The organism is Primorskyibacter aestuariivivens, assembly GCF_028023675.1.
GTDB classification, from domain to species: Bacteria; Pseudomonadota; Alphaproteobacteria; order Rhodobacterales; family Rhodobacteraceae; genus Marinovum; species Marinovum aestuariivivens.
In genome coordinates, this window is record NZ_JAQIOZ010000004.1 from 165,535 (window position 1) to 187,868 (window position 22,334).

Annotated in this window: 21 protein-coding genes; 11 read left to right on the forward strand and 10 right to left on the reverse strand. The window is 61.3% G+C overall.

What is annotated here, in order from left to right; genetic code table 11:
• Positions 1-3 precede the first annotated feature (3 nt).
• Positions 4-489 (reverse strand): lytic transglycosylase domain-containing protein, encoded by a 486-nt coding sequence (locus PGB28_RS04685; RefSeq protein WP_271420329.1) that lies wholly within the window; start codon positions 487-489, stop codon positions 4-6.
• A gap of 88 nt (positions 490-577) precedes the next feature.
• The gene (locus PGB28_RS04690; protein ID WP_271420330.1) at positions 578-1,207 is read right to left on the reverse strand and encodes a class I SAM-dependent DNA methyltransferase; all 630 of its coding nucleotides are present in this window, start codon (positions 1,205-1,207) and stop codon (positions 578-580) included.
• Between the two features lie 78 nt (positions 1,208-1,285).
• Here PGB28_RS04690 and PGB28_RS04695 point away from each other — a divergent pair, with 78 nt between their 5' ends.
• Together PGB28_RS04695 and PGB28_RS04700 are read left to right on the forward strand one after the other, a co-directional pair.
• On the forward strand, positions 1,286-2,152 hold the full coding sequence (locus tag PGB28_RS04695; RefSeq protein ID WP_271420331.1) for an SDR family oxidoreductase: 867 nt from the start codon (positions 1,286-1,288) through the stop codon (positions 2,150-2,152).
• Positions 2,149-2,733: an exopolysaccharide biosynthesis protein gene (locus PGB28_RS04700; RefSeq protein ID WP_271420332.1), complete on the forward strand. Its 585-nt coding sequence runs from the start codon at positions 2,149-2,151 to the stop codon at positions 2,731-2,733. The genes PGB28_RS04695 and PGB28_RS04700 overlap by 4 nt, the downstream gene beginning before the upstream one ends.
• Here the strand turns inward: PGB28_RS04700 and PGB28_RS04705 are convergent.
• The gene (locus PGB28_RS04705) at positions 2,708-4,039 is read right to left on the reverse strand and encodes a glycosyltransferase family 4 protein (protein ID WP_271420333.1); all 1,332 of its coding nucleotides are present in this window, start codon (positions 4,037-4,039) and stop codon (positions 2,708-2,710) included. The two genes, PGB28_RS04700 and PGB28_RS04705, sit on opposite strands and share 26 nt — an antisense overlap.
• 4 nt (positions 4,040-4,043) lie before the next feature.
• A complete protein-coding gene (locus PGB28_RS04710) occupies positions 4,044-5,444 on the reverse strand; it encodes a hypothetical protein (RefSeq protein WP_271420334.1) in 1,401 nt (466 codons plus the stop codon).
• 294 nt (positions 5,445-5,738) lie between these two features.
• On the opposite strand from PGB28_RS04710, the gene PGB28_RS04715 reads away from it, so the two are divergent.
• The 3 genes from PGB28_RS04715 (at position 5,739) to PGB28_RS04725 (ending at position 9,887) form a co-directional block, all read left to right on the forward strand.
• Positions 5,739-6,803, forward strand: coding sequence for a glycosyltransferase family 4 protein (locus tag PGB28_RS04715; protein WP_271420335.1), 1,065 nt, complete (start codon positions 5,739-5,741; stop codon positions 6,801-6,803).
• 140 nt (positions 6,804-6,943) lie between these two features.
• On the forward strand, positions 6,944-8,722 hold the full coding sequence (gene xsc, locus PGB28_RS04720) for a sulfoacetaldehyde acetyltransferase (RefSeq protein ID WP_271420336.1): 1,779 nt from the start codon (positions 6,944-6,946) through the stop codon (positions 8,720-8,722).
• A 22-nt stretch (positions 8,723-8,744) separates the two neighbouring features.
• Entirely contained in the window at positions 8,745-9,887 is a 1,143-nt protein-coding gene (locus tag PGB28_RS04725) for an acetate/propionate family kinase (protein WP_271420337.1), read from the forward strand.
• Positions 9,888-9,897: 10 nt separating this feature from the next.
• On the opposite strand, the gene PGB28_RS04730 is transcribed toward PGB28_RS04725, so the two are convergent.
• Positions 9,898-10,749, reverse strand: coding sequence for a phosphate acyltransferase (locus tag PGB28_RS04730; protein ID WP_271420338.1), 852 nt, complete (start codon positions 10,747-10,749; stop codon positions 9,898-9,900).
• 36 nt (positions 10,750-10,785) lie between these two features.
• Between PGB28_RS04730 and PGB28_RS04735 the strand changes: the two genes are divergently transcribed.
• The 6 genes from PGB28_RS04735 (at position 10,786) to PGB28_RS04760 (ending at position 17,103) form a co-directional block, all read left to right on the forward strand.
• On the forward strand, positions 10,786-11,919 hold the full coding sequence (locus PGB28_RS04735; protein WP_271420339.1) for a citrate synthase: 1,134 nt from the start codon (positions 10,786-10,788) through the stop codon (positions 11,917-11,919).
• Between the two features lie 98 nt (positions 11,920-12,017).
• Positions 12,018-14,840: a molybdopterin oxidoreductase family protein gene (locus tag PGB28_RS04740; protein WP_408636211.1), complete on the forward strand. Its 2,823-nt coding sequence runs from the start codon at positions 12,018-12,020 to the stop codon at positions 14,838-14,840.
• Positions 14,837-14,983: a hypothetical protein gene (locus PGB28_RS04745; RefSeq protein WP_271420341.1), complete on the forward strand. Its 147-nt coding sequence runs from the start codon at positions 14,837-14,839 to the stop codon at positions 14,981-14,983. Before PGB28_RS04740 ends, PGB28_RS04745 begins: the two co-directional genes overlap by 4 nt.
• Positions 14,980-15,735, forward strand: coding sequence for a 4Fe-4S dicluster domain-containing protein (locus PGB28_RS04750; RefSeq protein ID WP_271420342.1), 756 nt, complete (start codon positions 14,980-14,982; stop codon positions 15,733-15,735). The genes PGB28_RS04745 and PGB28_RS04750 overlap by 4 nt, the downstream gene beginning before the upstream one ends.
• Positions 15,735-16,610, forward strand: coding sequence for a dimethyl sulfoxide reductase anchor subunit family protein (locus PGB28_RS04755; RefSeq protein ID WP_271420343.1), 876 nt, complete (start codon positions 15,735-15,737; stop codon positions 16,608-16,610). The genes PGB28_RS04750 and PGB28_RS04755 overlap by 1 nt, the downstream gene beginning before the upstream one ends.
• Before the next feature lies 1 nt (position 16,611).
• A complete protein-coding gene (locus PGB28_RS04760; protein WP_271420344.1) occupies positions 16,612-17,103 on the forward strand; it encodes a hypothetical protein in 492 nt (163 codons plus the stop codon).
• Here the strand turns inward: PGB28_RS04760 and PGB28_RS04765 are convergent.
• From PGB28_RS04765 to PGB28_RS04785, 5 genes are all read right to left on the reverse strand, one after another.
• The gene (locus PGB28_RS04765) at positions 17,078-17,713 is read right to left on the reverse strand and encodes a DUF1523 family protein (RefSeq protein ID WP_271420345.1); all 636 of its coding nucleotides are present in this window, start codon (positions 17,711-17,713) and stop codon (positions 17,078-17,080) included. The genes PGB28_RS04760 and PGB28_RS04765 overlap by 26 nt on opposite strands.
• Positions 17,714-17,723: 10 nt before the next feature.
• Positions 17,724-17,990 carry a hypothetical protein gene (locus PGB28_RS04770; RefSeq protein WP_271420346.1) on the reverse strand — a complete coding sequence of 89 codons (267 nt, stop codon included), beginning with the start codon at positions 17,988-17,990 and terminating at the stop codon, positions 17,724-17,726.
• A 2-nt stretch (positions 17,991-17,992) separates the two neighbouring features.
• Positions 17,993-19,357: a DUF6638 family protein gene (locus PGB28_RS04775; RefSeq protein ID WP_271420347.1), complete on the reverse strand. Its 1,365-nt coding sequence runs from the start codon at positions 19,355-19,357 to the stop codon at positions 17,993-17,995.
• Complete coding sequence (locus tag PGB28_RS04780) at positions 19,354-20,100, reverse strand: HNH endonuclease (protein WP_271420348.1); 747 nt, start codon at positions 20,098-20,100, stop codon at positions 19,354-19,356. The genes PGB28_RS04775 and PGB28_RS04780 overlap by 4 nt, the downstream gene beginning before the upstream one ends.
• A 282-nt stretch (positions 20,101-20,382) precedes the next feature.
• A complete protein-coding gene (locus tag PGB28_RS04785) occupies positions 20,383-22,320 on the reverse strand; it encodes an AAA family ATPase (protein ID WP_271420349.1) in 1,938 nt (645 codons plus the stop codon).
• Positions 22,321-22,334 lie beyond the last annotated feature (14 nt).

The following is a 22,334-nucleotide window of genomic DNA, read 5'->3' on the forward strand; positions in this document are numbered from 1 at the left end:
AGATCAGCCCGGGCGTAACCCGGTCTCGACCAGCATGCCGCGCCGTTTGGCCTCGTAATAATAGCCTTTGGCATACCACATGATGGCGGTCTGATGATCGCCATCGGACAAAAGCCACGCACCGCGAAGGTATTTGCCAGCGTATTTCAGGTTGGTATCGGCATCGAGAAGATCGGAAGGCTGACCACGAAAGCCCATCGTGCGGGCGGTTTGCGGCAGGATCTGCAAGAGACCCCAATAGGGACCGTTGCGGGCCCAGGGACGGTGCGTACTTTCGCGAATGGCAAGCTTGTGAACCAATGCGCGCGGCATCTCGTATTGATCTGCCCATTTGTTGATGAGCGCACGCAGCTCTGGCGTTTCATTGGGATAAAGCGGCGGGTTGAATCCGGATGTCTTGGCTGTGTCCTCTGGCTCTGAGCGCCGCCCGCAAGCGGCCAGGGCGGTGACAAGGCCAGCGATCATGGCGCGACGTGTGAAATGGGTCATGAAACGACTCGGGTTGTGATGTTTGGCCAAGGTTAGACGCGGTGCCGGGCCTGTGCACGCGCCAAGACGCGCCCCGGCAAAGCGCCGCCTATGCTTTGCGGAAAACGGCCACCAGCCCGGTCGCGTCGCGATGCTCGGATGTATTGGCGGGGCCGTAAATCCGTACTTCGGGCAATTGCAGATCGGTGATCGAGGCTCCAAGTGCTGCGAATTTTTCCTCAAACCCCCGCTCCGCCCAGTATTTCGCGTTGATGGACAGGGCGATGACCGCACCGGGTGCCGCAATGCGCAGAACCTCGTCCAGCGCTTCGGGACCGACATGGCCGGTGGTGAATGTGCCAGAGCTGACAAGGCCCGTGTAACCCCCGTCCTCTACCGGCAAAAGCCCGGTCAGATCTCCGGTAAACAGAGACCTGTAGATGTTTTTCTGCGCCGCGATATCGAGCATGTCCTGCGAAATATCGGTGCCGTCAATGGGAGCGACCCCGCGTTGCGCCAATGCCTGCGCGCATAGCCCCGTCCCCGCCCCAAGGTCCAGCACCGGCCCGGTTCCGCCCGTCCCGACAAAGACACGCTCCACGTGATCGGGCAGGCGGTAGTCCATCTCTGCGGCAAAGCTGGTGTCATAGCTGTCTGCCCATTTGGCATAGAGCCGTTTGCTGTCTTCGGGGGTTTGCAGCGCATAGGCGCGATCAAGATCGGGTTTGTCCTGTGCCATGCGCGTATTGGGACCGAAAACACAGGTGACCGCAAGGCGTGGCTTGAATGTCTCCAATTTGGACCGCACTGTCGGGATATGACATCAACACTGCTTTCATTTGGTCACGGCTTTTCAGCCCAGGCGCTGACCCCGCTTCTTCTGCCCGAGGGGTGGCGCGTGATCGGGACCACACGTTCCGCGGACAAGATGGCAGGGCTGCGGGAAACCGGCATCGAAGTGCTGCGCTTTCCCGGGGATGACCTGCGCCCCGCGCTGGAGATGGCCAGTCATGTCCTGATTTCGGCAGGGCCCGATGCGGGGGGTGATCCTGTCCTTGCGTTGATGCGGCAGGCTTTCGTGGACTGCGCGCCCAATCTGAAATGGGTCGGGTATCTGTCCACGACCGGCGTCTATGGGGATCACGACGGCGGGTGGGTGGATGAAACCACGCCGCTGGCCCCCTCTACGCGCCGGGGCCGCTGGCGACAGGAGGCCGAGGCCGCGTGGCAATCGATTCCCGGTTTGCCGCTGCATATCTTTCGGCTGGCCGGTATCTATGGCCCGGGGCGAGGGCCGTTTGCCAAAGTGCGCAAGGGAACGGCGCGGCGCATCATCAAACCCGGACAGGTCTTTAGCCGCATCCATGTCGACGATATCGCACAGGTGCTTCGGGCCTCCATCGCGCAGCCCAACCCGGGTGCAATCTATAATCTGTGCGATGACGATCCGGCACCGCCGCAGGACGTGATTGCCTATGCCGCAGAATTGCTGGGTGTGCCCGTGCCGCCGCCGATCGATTTCGACAAGGCCGAGATGACCCCAATGGCGCGTAGTTTCTATGCCGAAAGCAAGCGGGTACGGAACGACCGGATCAAGGATGAGCTGGGGGTTGAGTTGAAATATCCGGATTATCGCCATGGGTTGCGGGCCCTGCTGGCGTTGGAAAAGGCCCGCACAAAGTGACCGAACCGCGCACGTTGGGCGAATTGCTTGATGCGATTGAGCCCGGCGACAACACGGTCGACATTTCGCTGGGCGAGATTTTGGACAAGATTGGCGGACGGTCCTTTGCGCCTGTCATCCTTGTGCCAGCGCTTTTGATGATATCGCCGCTGTCCGCCATTCCCGGCATGCCGACGCTATCGGGCCTGTTGATCATTCTCATCACCTTGCAATGGGTGTTTGCGCGAAATCACATGTGGCTGCCCGGTGTTCTGTTGCGCCGCCGGGTGGCTGCCTCCAAGGTTTCGCGCGCTGCCTCGTGGCTGCGCAAACCGACGGGCTGGGTGGACCGGCACAGTCACAGGCGGCTGCGGGTGCTGACCACGCCGCCGCTGACACTGGTTCCGAAACTGTCCATCCTGTTGATCGCGTCAAGCTGGCCGATACTGGAACTGTTGCCGATGGTGACCAGCATTGGCGCCTTTGCCGTTGCGTTGCTGGCCTTTGGCATGATGACGCGGGACGGTGCCTATCTTGCTGCTGGATATGCCGCGATCGGGCTTGTGGCCGGACTGATTATCTGGCTGACCGGATTGGCGTGATGTCGCTGCCCGAGGGCGCGGCCAGAAGCGTGGGTTTGCCCGCGCGCGCGCCCGATACCCAGTCATAGACCTGCGCCACCTGCTCGGCCTTGCGCTCCCAGGTGAACAGCGCATGGACCCGGTCGCGTGCGGCGATGGACATCGGGTCCAGCATCCTCGGATTGTCCGCCACCTGTTTCAACGCGGTGCGCAGCCCCTTGATGATCGCGGCGCGGGGGCCGATGGGGATCTTGATACCCGTGTCCGGCGTGACAAGTTCACCGGGCCCGGCATAATCCACGATCATCGGCACCACGCCCAGCGCCATGGCCTCAAGCACCACGCCGCCGCCGAATTCGCGGATTGACGGGAAGGTGAGCAAGTGACTGCGCGCGGCGATGTCCTGGACCGCATCATGGGCCTGCCAGCCATGGAAGGTGACGGCCTGGTCGATGCCTTCGTCCTCGGCCTGTTGTCGCAGCTCCGGCATCATGGGGCCATCGCCGATGATGTCGAGCGTCAGGCGGCCCGCGCTCAACAGCGGTGCCGCAGCGGACAGAAGCATGTCCGGGCCTTTGTAAGGTACCAGCCGACCGATGAAGCATCCCCTCAGAGAACCGCCCGCATATGGCGGGGCCATACGTGTAAAGCGCAAAGAATCCACCGCGTTTTCAGGCAGGTAGAACAGCTTGTCCCTGAAACGCTCCGGGATCTCCGACGCGGTGTGTCGCGATCCGGCCAGGATGGCGGCAGCATGGCGCAGCGTCGCGCGGCGACCTGGCAGGGCCTTGTAGGCGGTTCGCAGGTAGCTCAGGAATTCGCGTTCGCGGCGGCGTTCGCTGTCGAACCCGTCGGGCCAGGGCACGCCGCCATTGAGCGGCCCAAGCACAAAAGGCACTCCAGTCTTGGCGCAGTGGCGGGCCAGAGGGCTGGCGATGGTCGGGCTGAGCGGGGTGATACGATGCACGATGTCAAACGCGCCGTTCATAAGATCCTCGGAAAACCGGCGCCAGACCAGACGTTCGAAATACGGGTAGGCCAGCGCGTTGAGCGCTTGCACGGTGGTCCAGCCTTTGCCCTGCCCCATGCGCAGCTTTTCACCCAGTCGCCAGAGCGGTTTGGCGATGGCGTCACTGTCGATAAAACTGACATCGCGATCTTCCGCATAACCCTGGGCCAGGATGGCATCGCGGTTGCGTGTGTGGGTGACCAGATGCACATCGGCGACCTTGCGCAGGGCATGCGCCAGTGACCACCCCACAAGCGGGACCGAAACCCAGTCGGGGTTGGCGGCTTCGGCAATGGCAAGAACGCGGGGACGTGTCATCGATTCACTGTCCTACCGGACGCCATTTGAGATGGCCTGTCTCATCATAGGTCATATTGAGCCGTTCCCGCCGCAGCGTTTCCGCATAGCCCATCAATGCGCCTGACAAAAGCCATGTGACAGGCGTCAGGGTGGCGTTTGGCACCAGTTCCACGGCATTGATTCCCAGCATCAGCGTAAGCGGACCGATATAGGGGGATATCTCATCTGCCTTGCGCGCCAGCATTTCCCGCCACATCAGGAAAATGGGCAGCACCATGAGCCCGAACTCCGCAAGGAATCCAAACCAGCCATATTGACCGAGCACGATGATCCAGCGCCCGTCAGAGACGGATTCCAGTGTGCCGTTCACCTCGTTATAGATCAGGTTCCGGCCCCAGCTTCCCCAGCCAAAGACCGGTTTTTCGTAGGCGCGTTCCAGCAGGATATCTTCGTTGTAGAAGCGGAAGCGCAGCGAATTGGCGCGGTCCTCGTCGATGCTTTCCGCAGCGGCCAGGATGTCATCGGCGGGGATCAGGTCCACCGCCTTGAGCATCGGATAGCCAATGGCCAGAAGCGCCAGAAGGGCGGCCACCTTGAGCTGCATGCGCACGCCGAAGATAAGCACCACGGGCAGCAGGAAAACCGCAAAGATCAGCGCGCCCAGTGACTTGCACAGCACCAGTACACCGCCGAGATAGATCGTCGCAACAGCCAGGAGCACTTTCCGCTTTTTCTCGAATTTGAAAAGCGCGGCCGCCGCGGTCAGCGCTAGCATCGCAAAAAACGCCAACCAGATCCCGTGATAGAGGAACACCATTGGTCGCCATCCGCCAAAGCGCATCGTTTGCAGGAACGAATGCTGGAAATAGCCATAGATCCACAGGTTCAGCTGCGGCGACAGTCGGATTTCCAGCAGCATGAGCGGCGTGTAGGCCAGCCCGGCAAACATCAATACAATCAACACTTGCCGCTGCGAGTCCGCATCGGTCAGGAACTGCCGCGCCAGCACAAAGGGGATGAAGATCAGGATCTGGGTGATGGACAGGGCCAGCGCATCGGTCACGCCCAGCCCCGGAAGGGTCAGTTCGCCCCAATAGACCACCTCGCCATTATTGGCGACGGTTGCGATGGGCGACAGGATAAAGGTGAGCATGAGGATCTTGCCCAGCACCGTATCGGGCAGGATCGACCGACGCAGCCCGTACATGGCCAGCACCATGATCAGCGCGACAAGCGCCGGAATGGAATGCTTGGTCAGCGGCGGCAAGAGCGGGAAATCATAGGCGGCGGGCGGCGGTGGCAGGATCAGAAAGGCCGCCACAAGATTGATGATCAGCGCGAGCGAAAGCGACAAACGGCGAAAAAGGATCACCGTCACGACCGGCCATACGGCCAGCATCAGCATTGCAAGTGCGTTGGGCATGGTCCCTTTCGCGTTCAATCCCGCGCGTTCTAAACCCGGATTGAGACAGTTTTAGCACCCGATTAGGTCAGAGTCGTGGCATCTGCTCTCACAGATGCGTGCAGGCCGCAAAAGCAAACGGTTTGCGGTGTTAGATATTGCACTTTGGGCACAGCACCGTAGCCTTGGAAAACCTGTTGCATATCTGGTGTTTGCCCCGTTTTGACCCAGCGTCGGAAAATTGCATATCTGTGCGATCAATCGCCTCTTGACCCGCTGAGCTATTCCGGCGGGAACGCCCGGATTCATGCTGCCTTGGGCGCGCATGTTGGCGATGTCACCGTGCTTGATCCGGGTTGGGGGCGTCTGGACTGGCTACGTCGGGCGATTGATGCGATGCCGGAAGCGATCATGCTGCGGCTGCGGTGGCGCATTCATCTGCTGTTGGCGCGGTTCATTGCGCATTCGATTCAGAAGCAGCTTGTGCAGGGGCGTTTTGACGTGGTGTTCGGGGCCTATTCGTTTCACTCCATGGCCGGGCTTCGGGTGCCGCCCGGCATGCTCACGGCCTATACCTCGGACGCGACGCCAACCACCTACAAGAGGTCCGAGATCGGCGAAAGCTTTGGGTCGTATCTTGCCCTGTCGCGGCTGTTTGATCCGATGATCCTGCGGGCTGAACGCAAGACGTTTTCGAGGATCGACTTTCTGCTCTGGCCGACCGAATGGCTCAAATCCGGGGCGGACGGGCTTTATGACCTGAGCGATGTGCAATCGCTGGTCGTGCCCTGGGGGGCAAATGTTCCGGACCCCATGCCCAGTGACGTGCCGCCGGTTTTGAGCGCTGGCGCGCCCGTGCGCTTGGTTCTTGTCGGGCGCGACTGGTTCGCCAAGGGCGGGCCGTTGGTTTTCGAGACAATCAAGGTTCTCCGGAACCGTGGCATCGATGCCCAGATTGATGTGATCGGAGTTGAACCGCCCGAGTTTAATCGGGCAGATTTCGTGAAGGTGCACGGGCTTCTGGACAAAGCCGATCCGGAGCAATTTGCCCGGTTTGAATCCGTGCTGCGCCGTGCGCATTTCCTGTTTCAACCATCTTTCGAAAGCTTCGGTTTCGCGTTCTGCGAGGCGTCGGCCTATGGCCTGCCGTCGCTGTGCCTGCGCGTGGGGGGCGTTCCGGTCCGCGATGGGGTCAACGGCTATGCCCTGCCGCGCGAATCCACCGCGTCGGATTTCGCCGACAAGGTGGCTGAGCTTATCGCTGCACCCGACGCGTATCGCAAACTGCGCGCATCATCCCGGACCGAGTATGAAGAGCGCTTGAATTGGGACGCCTGGGGTCGCCGGGTTGATGCGCTTTTGGCCGAGCGCGGGCAATAGATTGCGTCTGGATATATCCGGACATCGCATCTGGCCCTATTTCCTGACAATAGGACGCACTAGCTTCCCAACCAACGCCGCTCGCGTCGCGAGCGGTGCGATTCTTGCGCCCAGCACCACATCTCAGGAGATTGCCACCCATGAAAATGACGACCGAAGAAGCCTTTGTGAAAGTGCTTCAGCGCCACGGGATCGAACATGCCTTTGGCATTATCGGGTCCGCCATGATGCCGATCTCGGACTTGTTCCCGAAGGCCGGGATCATGTTCTGGGACTGCGCGCATGAAGGCTCGGCGGGCATGATGGCCGATGGCTATACCCGCGCCACCGGCAAGATGAGCATGATGATCGCCCAGAACGGTCCGGGCATCACCAATTTCGTCACCGCCGTGAAAACCGCCTACTGGAACCACACGCCGCTTCTCTTGGTCACGCCGCAGGCCGCAAACAAGACCATCGGTCAGGGTGGGTTCCAGGAAGTCGAACAGATGAAGCTGTTCGAAGACATGGTGGCCTATCAGGAAGAGGTACGCGATCCGTCCCGCGTGGCCGAGGTCCTGACGCGCGTGATCTCCCAGGCCAAGCGCCTGTGCGGTCCGGCGCAGCTCAATATTCCGCGCGATTTCTGGACCCAGGTAGTGGATATCGAGATCCCCGATCCGATCGAGTTCGAATCCTCGCCCGGTGGAACCAATTCCGTTGCGGATGCCGCCAAATTGCTGTCCGACGCGAAGAACCCGGTGATCCTCAACGGCGCGGGCGTTGTGCTGTCTCAGGGTGGTATCAACGCGTCCATGCAACTGGCCGAGCGTCTCGATGCGCCGGTCTGCGTGGGCTACCAGCACAATGACGCCTTCCCCGGCTCGCATCCGCTCTTTGCCGGGCCGCTGGGTTATAACGGGTCCAAGGCCGCGATGGAGCTGATCAAGGAGGCCGACGTGGTGCTGTGCCTTGGCACGCGGCTCAACCCGTTCTCGACCCTGCCGGGCTATGGCATGGAATACTGGCCTGCAAAGGCCAAGATCATTCAGGTGGATATCAACCCGAACCGCATCGGCCTGACCAAGAAGGTCACGGTGGGGATCGTGGGTGATGCCGCCAAGGTGGCGCATGGCATTCTGGAGCAACTGTCCGAGACTGCCGGTGACGCGGGCCGCGCCGAACGCAAGGGCCGGATTGCCGAGACCAAGTCGCGCTGGGCGCAGCAGCTGTCCTCGATGGATCACGAGGATGATGATCCCGGCACCAGCTGGAACGAGCGCGCCCGCGCGGACAAGCCCGACTGGATGAGCCCCCGCATGGCGTGGCGCGCGATCCAGTCCGCGCTGCCGAAAGAGGCGATCATCTCGTCCGATATCGGCAATAACTGCGCCATCGGCAACGCCTATCCCAGCTTTGAAGCGGGGCGGAAATACCTCGCGCCGGGTCTGTTCGGTCCCTGCGGCTATGGCCTGCCTGCCATTGTCGGCGCCAAGATCGGTTGCCCGGATGTGCCGGTTGTGGGCTTTGCCGGGGACGGTGCGTTCGGCATCGCGGTGAACGAGCTGACGGCGATTGGCCGGGGCGAATGGCCCGCGATCACCCAGATCGTGTTCCGCAACTACCAATGGGGCGCGGAAAAGCGCAACTCGACCCTGTGGTTCGATGACAATTTCGTCGGTACCGAACTGGATGAGCAGGTGTCTTATGCCGGGATCGCAAAGGCCTGTGGTCTGCAAGGCGTCGTGGCGCGGACAATGGAAGAGCTGACCGCAGCGCTGGATCAGGCGATCAAGGATCAGAAAGACGGCAAGACGACGCTGATCGAAGCCATGATCAACCAGGAACTGGGCGAGCCGTTCCGCCGCGACGCGATGAAAAAGCCGGTCGCCGTGGCCGGGATCGACGCGGCCGACATGCGCCCGCAAACGGGCAGCTGATCTGATGGGCGGACCCGGCGCCATGGGCGCAATCCTTGTGCTCAATGCCGGGTCGTCCTCGATCAAGTTCGCGCTGTTCGACAACGCGCTTGAGCAATCGCTCTCGGGCCTCGCCGCTGGTATTGGCGGGGCGTCATTCCTTGAGGTGGACGGAGAGCGGCGAGAATTGCCGTTCATCGACCACCGTTCGGCGCTGGCGGCGGTGCTCAAGGCGCTGGAGGCGCGCGGTGTCGCTGTTAAAGACTTGCGCGCGGCGGCGCATCGGGTCGTGCATGGCGGTCGCAAGCTTACCGCGCCGGTGCGGATCAATGACGAGGTGCGGGTCGAGATCGCGGCCTGTTCGCCGCTGGCACCGTTGCACAACCCTCATAACCTTGCCGCCATCGACACGCTGGCCGAGCTGGCCCCGGACCTGCCGCAATATGCCAGTTTCGACACTTCGTTCCATGCGACCAACCCGGATGTGGCGACACGCTATGCGATCCCCAAGATGATGGAGACCAAGGGTATTCGCCGCTACGGGTTTCATGGGCTGAGCTATGCTTCGCTGGTGCGGCGGCTACCGGAGATCTCGGGCGAGAAGCTGCCCTCGCGGCTTTTGGCGTTTCATCTGGGCAATGGGGCGTCGCTCTGTGCAATCCTGAATGGGCAGTCGGTGGCGACAACCATGGGCTATTCGCCGCTGGATGGGCTGACCATGGGGACGCGGTCGGGCGGGATCGATGCCAATGCGGTACTGCGGCTGGTCGAGGAAAACGGGCTGGAGCGGACCAAGGCGATCCTGAACCATGAAAGCGGTTTGCTGGGATTGTCGGGGGGCAAATCCGACATGCGTAACCTTATGCTCGACCCCAGTGCCGACAGCGCCTTTGCCATCGAGCATTTCTGCTACTGGACGCTGCGCCATGCCGGGAGCCTGATTGCGGCCATGCAGGGGGTGGATGCCATCGCCTTTACCGGCGGGATCGGGGAGAACGCCACCGCCGTGCGGGCGCGCATTTGTCAGGGGTTGGAATGGCTTGGGGCGCGGATGAACCCGGATTTCAACCACCGTGCCCGGCCGCGGCTGCATGCAGACAGTTCCAAGGTCGGGTTGTGGGTGATCCCCGCCGAAGAAGAGCGCATGATTGCGCGGGACGCCCAAAGCCTGATGGAGGCGGCGTGATGGGTCTGGATCAAGCCAGCGCCAGCGTCACCACGGTCGCGGCGACAATGTCATCCACCGTTGCGCCGCGGCTCAGGTCACAGACCGGATGGCGGAAGCCTTGCAGCATCGGTCCAATGGCCTGCGCGCCCGCAAGCTCCTGGCAGAGCTTGTACGCGATATTGCCCGCATCCAGCGAGGGGAAGACCAGCACATTGGCCCGGCCCTCCCCCAAACCCTTCTTGGCGGCGATGGCGGCGTTCAGGGCCGCATCCGCCTGGATCGGGCCGGTAAAGCCCGTGGCCTCGGCCACGCGGCGCACCAGATCGACGCTGTCGCCACTGCCGGAGGTGCCGGTGGAAAAGGACAAAAGCGCTACATCCGCATGGCCTAGAAGCGCCGCACCCGTGGCGGCAGAGGCGCGGGCAATGGCCTCAAGCTCAGCCGCATCGGGGGCCACGTTGACCGCGCAATCGGCAAAGATCATTTCGCGCCCATCGGGGAACAGCATGAGGAAAAAGGACGAGGGCACGGTGACGCCCTCGGCCAGCCCAATGCCGATGGCGGCCGCCTCGATCACCCGGCGCGTGGGGCTGTCGGCACCGGCGACCATCGACTCGGCCTCGCCCGCGGCGACCATGGCGGCGGCGTGGTACAGGGGCTTTTTCAGCATCCGTCGCGCGATGCCCTCTTTGAGCCCGCGCGCCTCGATCAGGGCGGTGACATGCGCCTCGGTGACATCGCCCAGCCCGACCGGATCGGCCAACCCTTCGCCACGCAGCCGCGCGCAGGCCTCGGCCACCCGGGGATCGTCCATTTCGGGGAACACCACGCGGGCGCGTTTGGCGCGGGCGCGATCAAAAAAATTTTCCAGAACCGGCATGTATGCCTCCGTATACCTGCATGAAAGGAGCCAGCGATGAGCGATGACGTCAAGATCAACCGGGGTCTCAAGGGCATCTATTTCGAACGATCCGGCGTCAGCCATATCGATGGCGCCAAGGGCGAGCTGCTTTATCGCGGGTATACGATCCATGATCTGGCAGAGCATTCCACCTTTGAAGAGGTGTGCTACCTTTTGATCCATGGCGAGTTGCCGAATGCGGAGCAATTGGGGGAATTCGATGCCGCGCTGAAGGCTGCACGCGAGCTTCCGGGTGAGGTGCATGACATCATCCGCGCCTGCAAGGACGGGCATCCGATGGATGTGCTGCGCACCGCCGTGTCGGCGTTGGCGGCGCTGGAGCCGGGTAGTCAGGAAACCGGGGAAGAGGCGTTTCTGCGCAACGGGATCCGGCTCACGGCGCAGGTGCCGATGATCATCGCCGCGCATGAGGCCATTCGTAACGGGCGGGATCCGGTTCCGGCCGATCCCACGCTGAGCCATGCCGCGAACTGGCTCTGGATGCTCAAGGGTGAAAAACCATCCGAAGATGCGGCGCGATTGGCGGATGTGGATTTCATCCTGCACGCGGAACATGGTGCCAACGCGTCGAGCTTTGCCGCGCGGGTGACTGTGGGAACCGAGGCGAACCTGCATGGCGCGATGGTCACGGCGCTGAGCACGCTGGCTGGTCCCGCCCATGGTGGCGCGGCCGAGGATGTGATGAAAATGGTGCATGAGATCGGTAGCCCGGACAAGGCGGCGGACTATGTGAAAGCCAAGCGCAAGAACCGCGAGGCGGTGACCGGCTTCGGGCACCGGGTCTATCGTGCCGAGGACCCGCGCGCGCGGCATATGCGCGAAGGCGTGCGCAAGCTGGGCGAAGAGATGGGCGCACCGGAATGGTACGAAATCCTTCAGGCGGTGGTCGAGGCGATGAAGCCCTACAGCCGCCATGGGCTGAACGTGAATGTCGATTTCTATTCGGGCGTCATCTACCAGCTTCACGGCATTCCGATGGACCTCTATGTGCCGATTTTTGCAATTGGGCGGATGCCCGGGTGGTTCGTACAGTGCCTTGAACAGCAGCGCAGCAATATCCTGATCCGGCCTTTGACGCTGTATAACGGACCGGAACAGCGCGACTATATTCCGATTGAAGGCAGATAAACGTTTCGTTTTGGGGTGAAAACTCAGAACGACGTCAAATGAAAGCGCTTGCATTTTGACATGGTTTTTGGTGTCGTGCGCGGCGAAGGGGAGTGAAAATGGGCCAGCCTAAAATTGATACCTCGCCGGTTGTATCGGACGAGGTGCGCAAGACCACGTGCTACATGTGCGCCTGCCGCTGCGGGATCAATGTGCATATGAAGGACGGCAAGGTTGCCTATATCGAGGGCAATCGCGACCATCCGGTGAACCGCGGTGTGCTCTGCGCCAAGGGCAGCGCGGGCATCATGCAGCACAATGCGCCCTCACGCCTGCGCGCGCCGCTCAAGCGGGTGGGACCGCGTGGCTCGGGCGAGTTCGAGGAAATCAGCTGGGACGAGGCGCTGGAGCTTGCGGTGAGCTGGATGAAACCACTGCGCGAGACCGCGCCGGAAAAGCTGGCGTTTTTCACCGGGCGGGACCAGTCGCAGAGCTTCACTAGCTTCTGGGCGCAAAATTTCGGCACCCCGAACTACGCTGCCCATGGTGGCTTTTGTTCCGTCAACATGGCGGCGGCGGGCATTTACACGATGGGCGGCGCGTTCTGGGAATTCGGCCAGCCGGATTGGGAGCGCAGCAAGCTTTTCATGATTTTCGGTGTGGCCGAGGACCATGACAGCAACCCGATCAAGATGGGCATCGGACGGCTCAAGGAACGGGGCGCGCGGGTCATCGGGGTGAATCCAATCCGCACGGGCTATAACGCGGTGGCCGATGACTGGGTGGGGATCACGCCGGGCACCGATGGGTTGTTCATCCTGGCGCTGGTCCATGAGCTGTTGAAGGCGGGCAAAATCGACCTCGATTACCTCGCGCGCTACACCAATGCTCCGGTGCTCGTGAATTGCGATCCATCGTCAGCGGAACACGGCCTGTTCCTGCGGGATGCAGATGGCAAGCAGCTGGTCATGGACCGGATCACCGGGAAACCGGCACCCTTTGATCAGCCCGGGGTCAAACCCGACCTGCGCCATGGCCTGCGCAAAGCCGGTGTCACCCATAAACCGGTGATGCATTTCCTGGCCGAGCGCTATCTTGATCCGCAATACGCGCCCGAGGCGGTGGCCGAGCGCTGCGGTGTGAAGGCGGCCAAGATCAGGACTCTGGCCGCCGAGATCGCGCGCGTCGCGTTCGAAGAAACGATCGAGATTGATCAGCCGTGGACCGATTTCCGGGGGGAGCGCCATGAAAAGATGATCGGCCGTCCGGTCAGCTTCCATGCCATGCGCGGGATTTCCGCCCATTCCAACGGGTTCCAGACCTGTCGCGCGCTGCATGTGTTGCAGATTCTTCTGGGCAGTGTCGAAGCGCCGGGCGGGTTCCGGTTCAAACCGCCCTATCCCAAACCGGTCGAAGCGCATCCGACGCCGCACGGGTCGGCAAAACCGGGATCGCCGCTCGACGGTCCGCATCTGGGCTTTCCGCGTGGCCCCGATGACCTTTTGCTAAAAGAGGACGGCAGCCCGACGCGGATCGACAAGGCGTTTACATGGGACAATCCGATGTCGGCCCACGGGCTGATGCATATGGTGATTTCCAACGCCCATGCAGGTGATCCTTACAAGATCGACACGCTGTTTCTCTATATGGCGAACATGGCGTGGAACTCGTCCATGAACACCAGCGGCGTCATGAAGATGCTGACGGATACCGATGAGAACGGCGAGTATGTGATCCCCCGGATCATCTATTCGGATGCCTATTCCTCCGAAATGGTGGCCTATGCGGACCTGATCCTGCCGGACACCACCTATCTTGAGCGGCATGACTGTATCTCGCTGCTCGATCGCCCGATCTGCGAGGCGGATGCGGCGGCGGATGCGATCCGCTGGCCGGTGGTGGAGCCTGACCGCGATGTGCGTGGGTTCCAATCGGTGCTCTGTGATCTTGGCGCGCGGATGGGTATGCCCGGTTTCGTCAATGAGGATGGCAGCGCGAAATATGCCGATTACGCGGATTACATCGTCAACCATCAGCGCAAACCGGGGATAGGCCCGCTGGCGGGCTGGCGTATGGGTGAAAACGGGCTGACCCATGGGCGCGGCGCGCCGAATGAGGGGCAGTTGGACAATTACATCGCCAATGGCGGGTTCTTTGTCAGCCACATCCCCGACGAGGCGCAGTATTACAAACCGTGGAACATGGCCTATCAGAACTGGGCCGTGGAGATGGGCATTTTTGATGCGGCAGCGCCCTATCTGTTCCAGCTCTATGTGGAGCCGATGCGCAGGTTCCAACTGGCCGCAGAGGGCCATGGCAAACGCCAGCCGCCCGAGCATCTGCGCGAGCGGATCAAGACCACTCTGGACCCGCTGCCGATCTGGTATCCGCCCTTCGAGGACGGGCATGTGGACCCGGTGGAATACCCGATCCACGCGCTGACCCAGCGGCCTATGGCGATGTATCATTCGTGGGGGACGCAAAACGCGTGGCTGCGGCAGATCCATGGGCGCAACCCGCTCTACCTGCCGACGAAACTGATGCGGCAGCATGGGTTTGCCGATGGCGATTGGGCGCGGGTGATTTCGGCCCATGGCGAGATCACGGTGCCGGTCATGGAGATGGCTGCGCTGAATGAAAATACCGTCTGGACCTGGAATGCCATTGGCAAGCGCAAGGGGGCCTGGGCACTGAAAGAGGACGCGCCGGAGGCGACCAAGGGCTTTCTGCTCAACCACCTGATCCATGAGCTTCTGCCGCCCAAGGGCGACGGGCTGCGCTGGGCCAATTCCGATCCGGTCACCGGTCAGGCGGCATGGTTTGACCTGCGGGTGAAGATCGAGAAGTCGGCTCCGCCAGAGGCCAGCCAGCCGAGCTATGGCACGATCAAATCGCCCGTGGGGCAGGGGCCGGATGAATTGACGTGGAAGGTGGGGAAATGAGCGGAGTGCAGCGCATATTGGTGATCATCGCGGTTTTCCTGGTCCTGATCATTGCAAGCTTTGTCTGGTTCGTCTCGACCTGGGATCCGGCCAAGGAAGAGTCGATCACGCATAGGATGCCAATGGAGGAGGTAACGGCATGACCCAATTGCCCGAAACCACCGAACGTAAGCTTGGCCTTGTTATCGACCTTGATACCTGTGTTGGCTGCCATGCCTGTGTCGTGGCTTGCAAGGGCTGGAACACCGAAAACTATGGCGCGCCGTTGTCCGATCAGGACCCCTATGGGACGCCGTCGGGCACCTTCCTGAACCGCGTACATAGCTACGAGATCACGCCAAAGGAAGGCACCGCCAAGCTGGTGCATTTCCCGAAATCCTGCCTGCATTGCGACGATGCGCCTTGCGTCACGGTTTGCCCCACCGGGGCCAGCTACAAGCGGGTCGAGGACGGGATCGTTCTGGTCAACGAAGATCACTGCATTGGCTGCGGGCTTTGCGCCTGGGCCTGTCCCTATGGTGCGAGGGAAATGGATGCGGCTGAGGGCGTGATGAAGAAATGCACGCTTTGCGTGGACCGCATCTATAACGAGAACCTGCCCGAGGAAGACCGCGAACCGGCTTGCGTGCGTACCTGCCCGGCGGGCGCGCGGCATTTCGGTGATCTGGGCGATCCCGACAGTGACGTGAGCCAGCTGGTCGCGGAGCGTGGCGGCATGGACCTGATGCCGGAACAGGGCACCAAGCCGGTCAACAAATACCTGCCGCCCCGGCCCAAGGATGTCTTGGACGAGGTCGATATCCTCGCCCCGCTTCTGGCCACTCCGGAAACCGCAGAACACCGCAACCTGTCGGGATTCCTCGGCTGGCTTGACCGCACATTGGAGAAGATCTGATGCATCCGGCACCGTCGATCATTCTGTTTACCTCGCTTTCGGGTCTGGGCTTTGGATTGCTGTTCTTCCTTGGCCTTGGCTATCCACAGCCGACCGGTTGGGTGGGGTTCGTTTTCTTCCTGATCGCCTATTTTCTGGCGGCGGGTGGGCTTCTCCTGTCCACCTTTCACCTCGGTCACCCGGAACGTGCGTGGCGGGCGATGAGCCAATGGCAAAGCTCGTGGCTGTCGCGCGAGGGTGTCTGCGCGGTGGCGGCGCTGGTGGTGATGGGGCTCTATGCGCTCGGGCTGGTGTTCTTTGACAGCGCATGGCAACCGCTGGGCTGGATTGGTGCGCTGCTGTCACTGGCCACGGTGGGCACCACGTCAATGATTTACGGACAGCTCAAGACGGTGCCGCGCTGGAACATGCTGCCGCTGACGCCGGCGCTGTTTCTGAGCCTTTCGTTGGCGGGTGGTGCGCTCCTGGCTGGTCAGGTGACATGGGCGACCGGCTTGCTGGTGCTTGCGGCATTGGTGCAGGTGGCGTGGTGGGTTCTGGGTGACAAGGCGCTGGTCTCGTCTGGCAGCGATCTGGCCTCGGCCACAGGTCTGGGCGCGATCGGCGACGTGCGCGCCTTCGAGCCGCCCCATACGGGCACCAATTACCTGCTAAGCGAGATGGTCCATGTAGTGGGTCGCGCCCATGCATTGAAACTGCGCGCCATCGCGTTTGGGTTGGGCTTTGTGCTTCCCGTTCTCTTCCTGCTCTTGCCGTTTAATCACCTCTGGGGTGTACTGGCGGTGCTGGCCCATGTGGCGGGTGTGCTGGTGTCACGCTGGCTGTTCTTTGCCGAGGCCGAGCACGTGGTCGGGATCTATTACGGAAAGAGATGAGATGCGCGGATTGCCTGTCTTTCGACCCGAACGGGGGGAGTGGATCGGGCAGTGGGGCGATATCACTATCACGGTTGCCGATCCCGAGCTTGCGCAGGCACATGCGCTGGAAATGCGCGGGTCAGCCAGTGATTTGCTCAATCGGGTGTTGCCCGGTTTCCACGAACAGGTTTTTCCACGTGCGATAGATGCGGCGTCGGAAGGGTGTCGCAAGGTTTTGGGCTGGCAAGGTGTACCCGAGCTTGAAGACTGGGAACTGATCGCGCTTGAGGTCGATGCCCGCGACCGGCTTTGGGTGGCGGTGCAGGAATATGTCGCCGATGACTACGCGCTGTGGATCGTCGGATTTGATCGTCATGGACGGGCGCGGCATTTGCGTCGCGCGCCCGATCTGGCAGGCAGCGGTCAGGCGCCACTGCATCTGCGCGGGGATCATGTTTTGGATCTTGGGCTGGGTAGCGCGGCGCTTACTTGCGCTGGAAGAACCGTTTGATGCGTCCACCCGTCTGGCTCACTGCGTCGCCCGCATCGGCAAGGCCCTCTTCGACATCCTCAAGCACCGGATCGATCCGCGCCTGACGGAACCGCCGCCAGCGCACCCAGATCGCCCAGAAAACCAGTGCCGAGAAAACGAGGATCACGATGTTGAGCCACGGGATGATCGTCACATCCGGGCCGTCCACCTGTCGCACGGAAATGGCGTTGGGAAAGATCGAGATGAACTCGTTGCGCCAGCCGTAATGCTTGATCGCCACCCATTTCGGGGCCTCTGCGGTGGATTTCAGATCGGCGGCTTCGGCCTGCAGGTTCGAGGTGTCGAACTTGAAATAAGGCGGCCAGCCCCAGCCTGTATCCTCGTTGCGATAGACCATGACCCGGTCATTGGTGCCACGCGTCTGGATGAAGAACACATCGCGGTTCACCACGCCTTCGGCATTGCCCACATCGGCCTTGGCCCAGAAGATGGAGTTTTCGCCAAAGTCGATCCGCTTTTCATAGGTGTCGGTGATCCGCGCGATGTCATGCTGCGGCAGGGTATAGTGGAAGAAGGCCGCCACCAGCGTCCAGAAGCTGAGGATCAGGAGCCATTTGATAAAACGCATTTTCGTTGCCTTAGTGGAAATTCGTGAAATAGACCAGTGCCGCCACCAGCGTGATCGGAATGATATAGACGCCCAGGATCAGCTTGCGGCGCAGCGATCCGTCATAGTCACGCAAGCCCTCTTCGATAAAGGCATCGCGGTCGCCGTCCCTGCCGGTTTCGTCCCACTCCGCTTCAAGCTTTCCGCGTCGCACGGCGCGGGAATAGAAGGACAGGCAGACATAGACCACCGTCAGCACGATCAGGCCAATCACGGCCAGACGCAGGAATGCGAACATCTTTACCTTCCTCTCACCGCGCCCCCAACGGCACCCCATGGACCCACGCGGGCGATCATGTCTTCGCGCGGGGGCGGACCGGGGGGCTCTTCTTGCATGGGGGCGTCATGGCCAAAGAGTGCGTCACGCGCCCCTGCCTTGTCCACCTGATACTCGCGGGCAAGGAAATCAACCACATAAGAGCGTTTCGTGTCGCTCCAGCCACGGTAAAGGCGGTAAAAAAGCTGTTTGTGGCAGATAAAAAGCTGGCGGATGTCCATCGGGGCCAGTTCGGCGAGCAGCATATTGACCAGATCGCGGTCGGGCGTGTCAGCGGCGCGGAGCGAGTAGAAATAGGCCGGATGCTCGGATGAGATGCGCGGCCATTGTCCCGCGCCCTCGGCCCAGTTCACCAGTTGCCGCAGGCCATGGTACGCCTCGGGCAGTTGATCGGCGTGGTTGCGGGCAAGGCGGCGGATGTCGCGGCGGGTGGCACCGCTGAGGTCGATCCCGGCCTCTTGCGCGGCGTCCACCACGATGAAATCCATTTTCTGCCGCAGGATCGCTGCGGCGTCGATGCCGCGCGCTTTCACGATGGGTTCGACCAGATCGTTATAGTCAAAGAACTTGGCGATGCGGTTCCGCTCGGTCAGGTCAAAGGTGTATTTGATCGGCAGATCGCGCAGCGCATCCTTGTCCCCGGCGGTGATCAGCGCCGGGTGATCGACCCCGCGAAACAGGTAGCATCCGCCGAAATGCGCGGTCCAGAAATTGCGCGTCTCGAATTCCATGTGATCGAGCAGCACAGGGTTGCGGATGATGTCGCCGGTGCGCTTGGCGTGGCTGATCATCTTGGCGATCAGCACATCGTCAAACCACGCATCCTCGCGGGTCTTGAACTCGTCCACCATGGCCGCCAATTCGCCCGCTTCGCGCAGGGTATTGCCGGTGGTGTCGGCCTCGACGGTGATCTTGTGAATGTCGAACAGGCGGACGGGGTCGGAGACGTCGAAGACGGAATTGACCAGCTCGCCTGCGACGGCATCGCGGGCCGTAAGGGCAAAAAGCTGCGCCTCGTTGGTCTGGATGAAGTCCTTGAGGATGGTGCGGGAGGTGGAGAAAGTGGCGTCGAGCAGCGGCGCGGTTTTCTGCTCGGTGGTGAGCAGGATGAACTGCCGGTTCACGCCGCGATGGTTGAGGTAAAGCGGGTCGTTCAGGTCTTCGCCCACCTCCGGCGAAAAGCCGGAAATGTCGATGTGGAAATCGGTCAGGGTGGTGGTCTTGCCGGTCAGATGCTTGAGCGCGCGGTTATAGCGGTCCACGAGCGCGGGGCTGTCCACGTGGATCAGATTGCCGAACATGAGGCCGGATTGGATGAGGCGGTTCATTGGGGAAGCTCTTGTCGCCGAATGATTTTCCTTAGCTTATCAGGAGAAAGTGGTGGATTTACGCGATGCACCATGGCATGGCAATTCGGACAAAGAGGCACCAAATCCGTGGTTGGGTCCACCGAGTATTCCTGCCGCACGAGCTTCATCGGGTTCAGGTGATGGACGTGGATAAATCCCTTGCCCAAATCACCATAGACCTTTTGAAAATCCATTTCGCAAACGTTGCATTTTGCGCCGAAGTGCCGAATGCAGGCCTCCCGCGCTGCTCCGTTTCGTTCGATGGCCTCAACCGTGACTGTCTTCTTGGCCCCTTCAGGAAAAAGCTTCTCGATCTTAGTGTGAATGCCATCGGATATCTCTGCTTCCTGACCCTCTAACACAGCAATCCATTGAGAACCGGCTTTCGTCAACGTCGCGGGATACAGGGTTTCATCCAACTCGAGAATTTGAGAGGGCCCATCTTCATTCGGCATCCGGCCATTGACCATTTTAAAGATAAGAAGCGCGTATCCTTCCTCGTCGACGTGTTTGAGCTTTCTTTGGGCATCAGAAAATCCAGGAGATCTTCGAGCGCGATTCAAGGCCCAGTCTTCATCAAGTATTACGGCGGATGATTCTGTGGTTCGGTCGTCCCACGCGCCAAAATACACCTCTTTCTTGTCGTGATTTACCGCTGACCAACTCCAGCGCGGGTTGGCATATTCCGCACCGATCTTACGGAAGAAAGCTGTTCGGCTCATTTCATCACCTGTTTTGGGAAAACTAGTACACAAATTGTAGAGAATATATGCCCGGGTTCACCCCGGGCCGCGCCCGTCCGGGTCTTCGACCGTCCTCGGGCGAAACGTTCCCCCGGAGCGTTTCCATGAAGCCCTCGGACCCTCCCCCCGGAGGGCGCGTTGGCGATGTCATGCACAAATCGCGCGACGTGCCTGCTTTGAAGTGATCACGCGGGCCAACCGGAGCACATGCGCCCTCCAGGTCGGGCGCGGCCCTTCGCTCTGTTGGGGCGGGCGTGGCGCTCATGATTTGCTCTCCAAATACCGACGCTTCGCCTCTTCCTGCCGCCCGAAGTCGCGTACCATGGCCTCGATCGCCACCTCGTCCGACTTATCCGCATAGCGGAACTCAGAATCCGCGTAGCGGTTGATCTCCTGCAGCACCATGTCGGTGGTGATCGGCACGCGCAGCTCTTCGATCATGGCTTTCTTCTCGTCATAGCCCTTGCGCAGGAACAGTTCGGGGTTCTCCATCCATTCATCGGGCAGCTCAAAATCCATCGCGCGGACCTTGACCGCGTCGGTGATGTTCTTGATGGCGCGGCCGGTGAAGCGTTCGTCAGCTTCCTGAATGCCTTTGAGATAGGTGCCCATCTTGGTGATCGTGTCCAGTTCCCCAATCTGATCGCGGACGCGGTCAAAGACGTTCAAAAGCCCCTGTTCATGCGGGCGGGAATGGCTGTCGAAGCTGGCGGCGACGGCTTTCTTGATTTCCTGTGCGGCAAAGACCTCGTGATCGCCCAGCGGGATCGAATGGTTCTTGCCCATGAGCAGGTAGAGGATGTCGATGTAATCCTCGCGGGTCTGAGGCCCATCGACGAGGAACCGGGCACCCGCGCGTTGGCGCAGCGCGTCGTCCACATTCTCGGGGTAGTTGGAGAACATGCCGAAGGTGCAATTGCCGCGCACCACGGTGTTGGCCCCGGCAAAGCTTTCCATCAGCACGGCGGTAATCTCCTGCTGGCCCGCCGAAGACTGCCGGTCGCCGCGTTTGCCGGCGATCTGGTCGATATCGTCGATGGTGCCAAAGCCGATCACGTTGGGGTCGATCACATTGTTGACGAAGGCCTTGGTGTTCTGGCCCGACTTGCCCTGATAGCTGTCGATATTGTCGGTGCTGAGGTTCTGGTAGCGGAAGGGGTAATCGGCCACCTTGCAATAGTCGTTGATCAGACCGGCCATCATCTGGATCAGGATGGTCTTGCCGGTGCCCGGTTTACCATCGCCCATGAAGGTAAAGATGAAGCCGCCCAGCTCGGTGAACGGGTTCAGCTTGCGGTCGAAATCATAGGCCATGAGCATTTTGGAGAGCTTCAGCGCCTGATATTTCGCGATGTGGTTGCCGATGATCTCGTTCGGTTTCTTGAACGTCATGGTCAGAGTCGAGGATTTCGCCTTGGCCGCGGGGGTAAAGCCGCGGATGGTCAGGTCGTCGGCCTCGATATGCCAGGACGCGCCGGTGAAGGGGGCGAGGCGCGGGGCGGTCTGGGCGCGCAGGTTCACCTTTTCCATGACCTGTTCGGCGAAGGCGCTGATCGTGGCGATCAGGTGGGCGTCATCGGGGGCGTGCCGCTCGATATCCTGATCGAGTTCCCAGAGCAGACCGTGCAGGGCGATCTGGCCATTATCGGTGATCAGTTCCTCGACCTCGCCCACCTCGACCGTGGTCTCGGTGGTGTGGGTTGAGAGCAGATAGGCGGTGGCATTGGCCCAGCTATACGCGGTGATCAGCGCCTCGGCAGTGAGCAGCTCGCTGAATTCGCTCTTGCGGTTGGCGGGCAGCGCGCCCTCCAGGTTGGCGCGTTTGAGATCGGAAAGCCCGGTGGCTTCAGCATAGGTTTCCGCCACGGCCTGCGCGATGGCGATGGCGCGGCGGAGCGTGTGCAGAACGGTGGCCTGTTGCGGCGAAGTCAACGCATCCTCGTCATCGGCGGCCTCTATGGTGGCGCGCAACTGCACGCCGTGTTTGACGGTCTGGCGGCGGGTGGCGAGGCCCGGGGTGGTCGAGCGGAAACGGCGGGTGCGCGCGATGCCGGGGGAGCGTTCCTCTGCCTCCTCGGCGCCATTGCCGGACGCGATGCGTGGTGTGTGGTCGAACCCGGTGAGCAGGGCGGTGGCGGCGGCGTAATGCTTGCGAATGTCCTCTTCGCGAAGCTCCATCTGATCGGCTGTCTGGCTCATGAATGTCTCTTTCA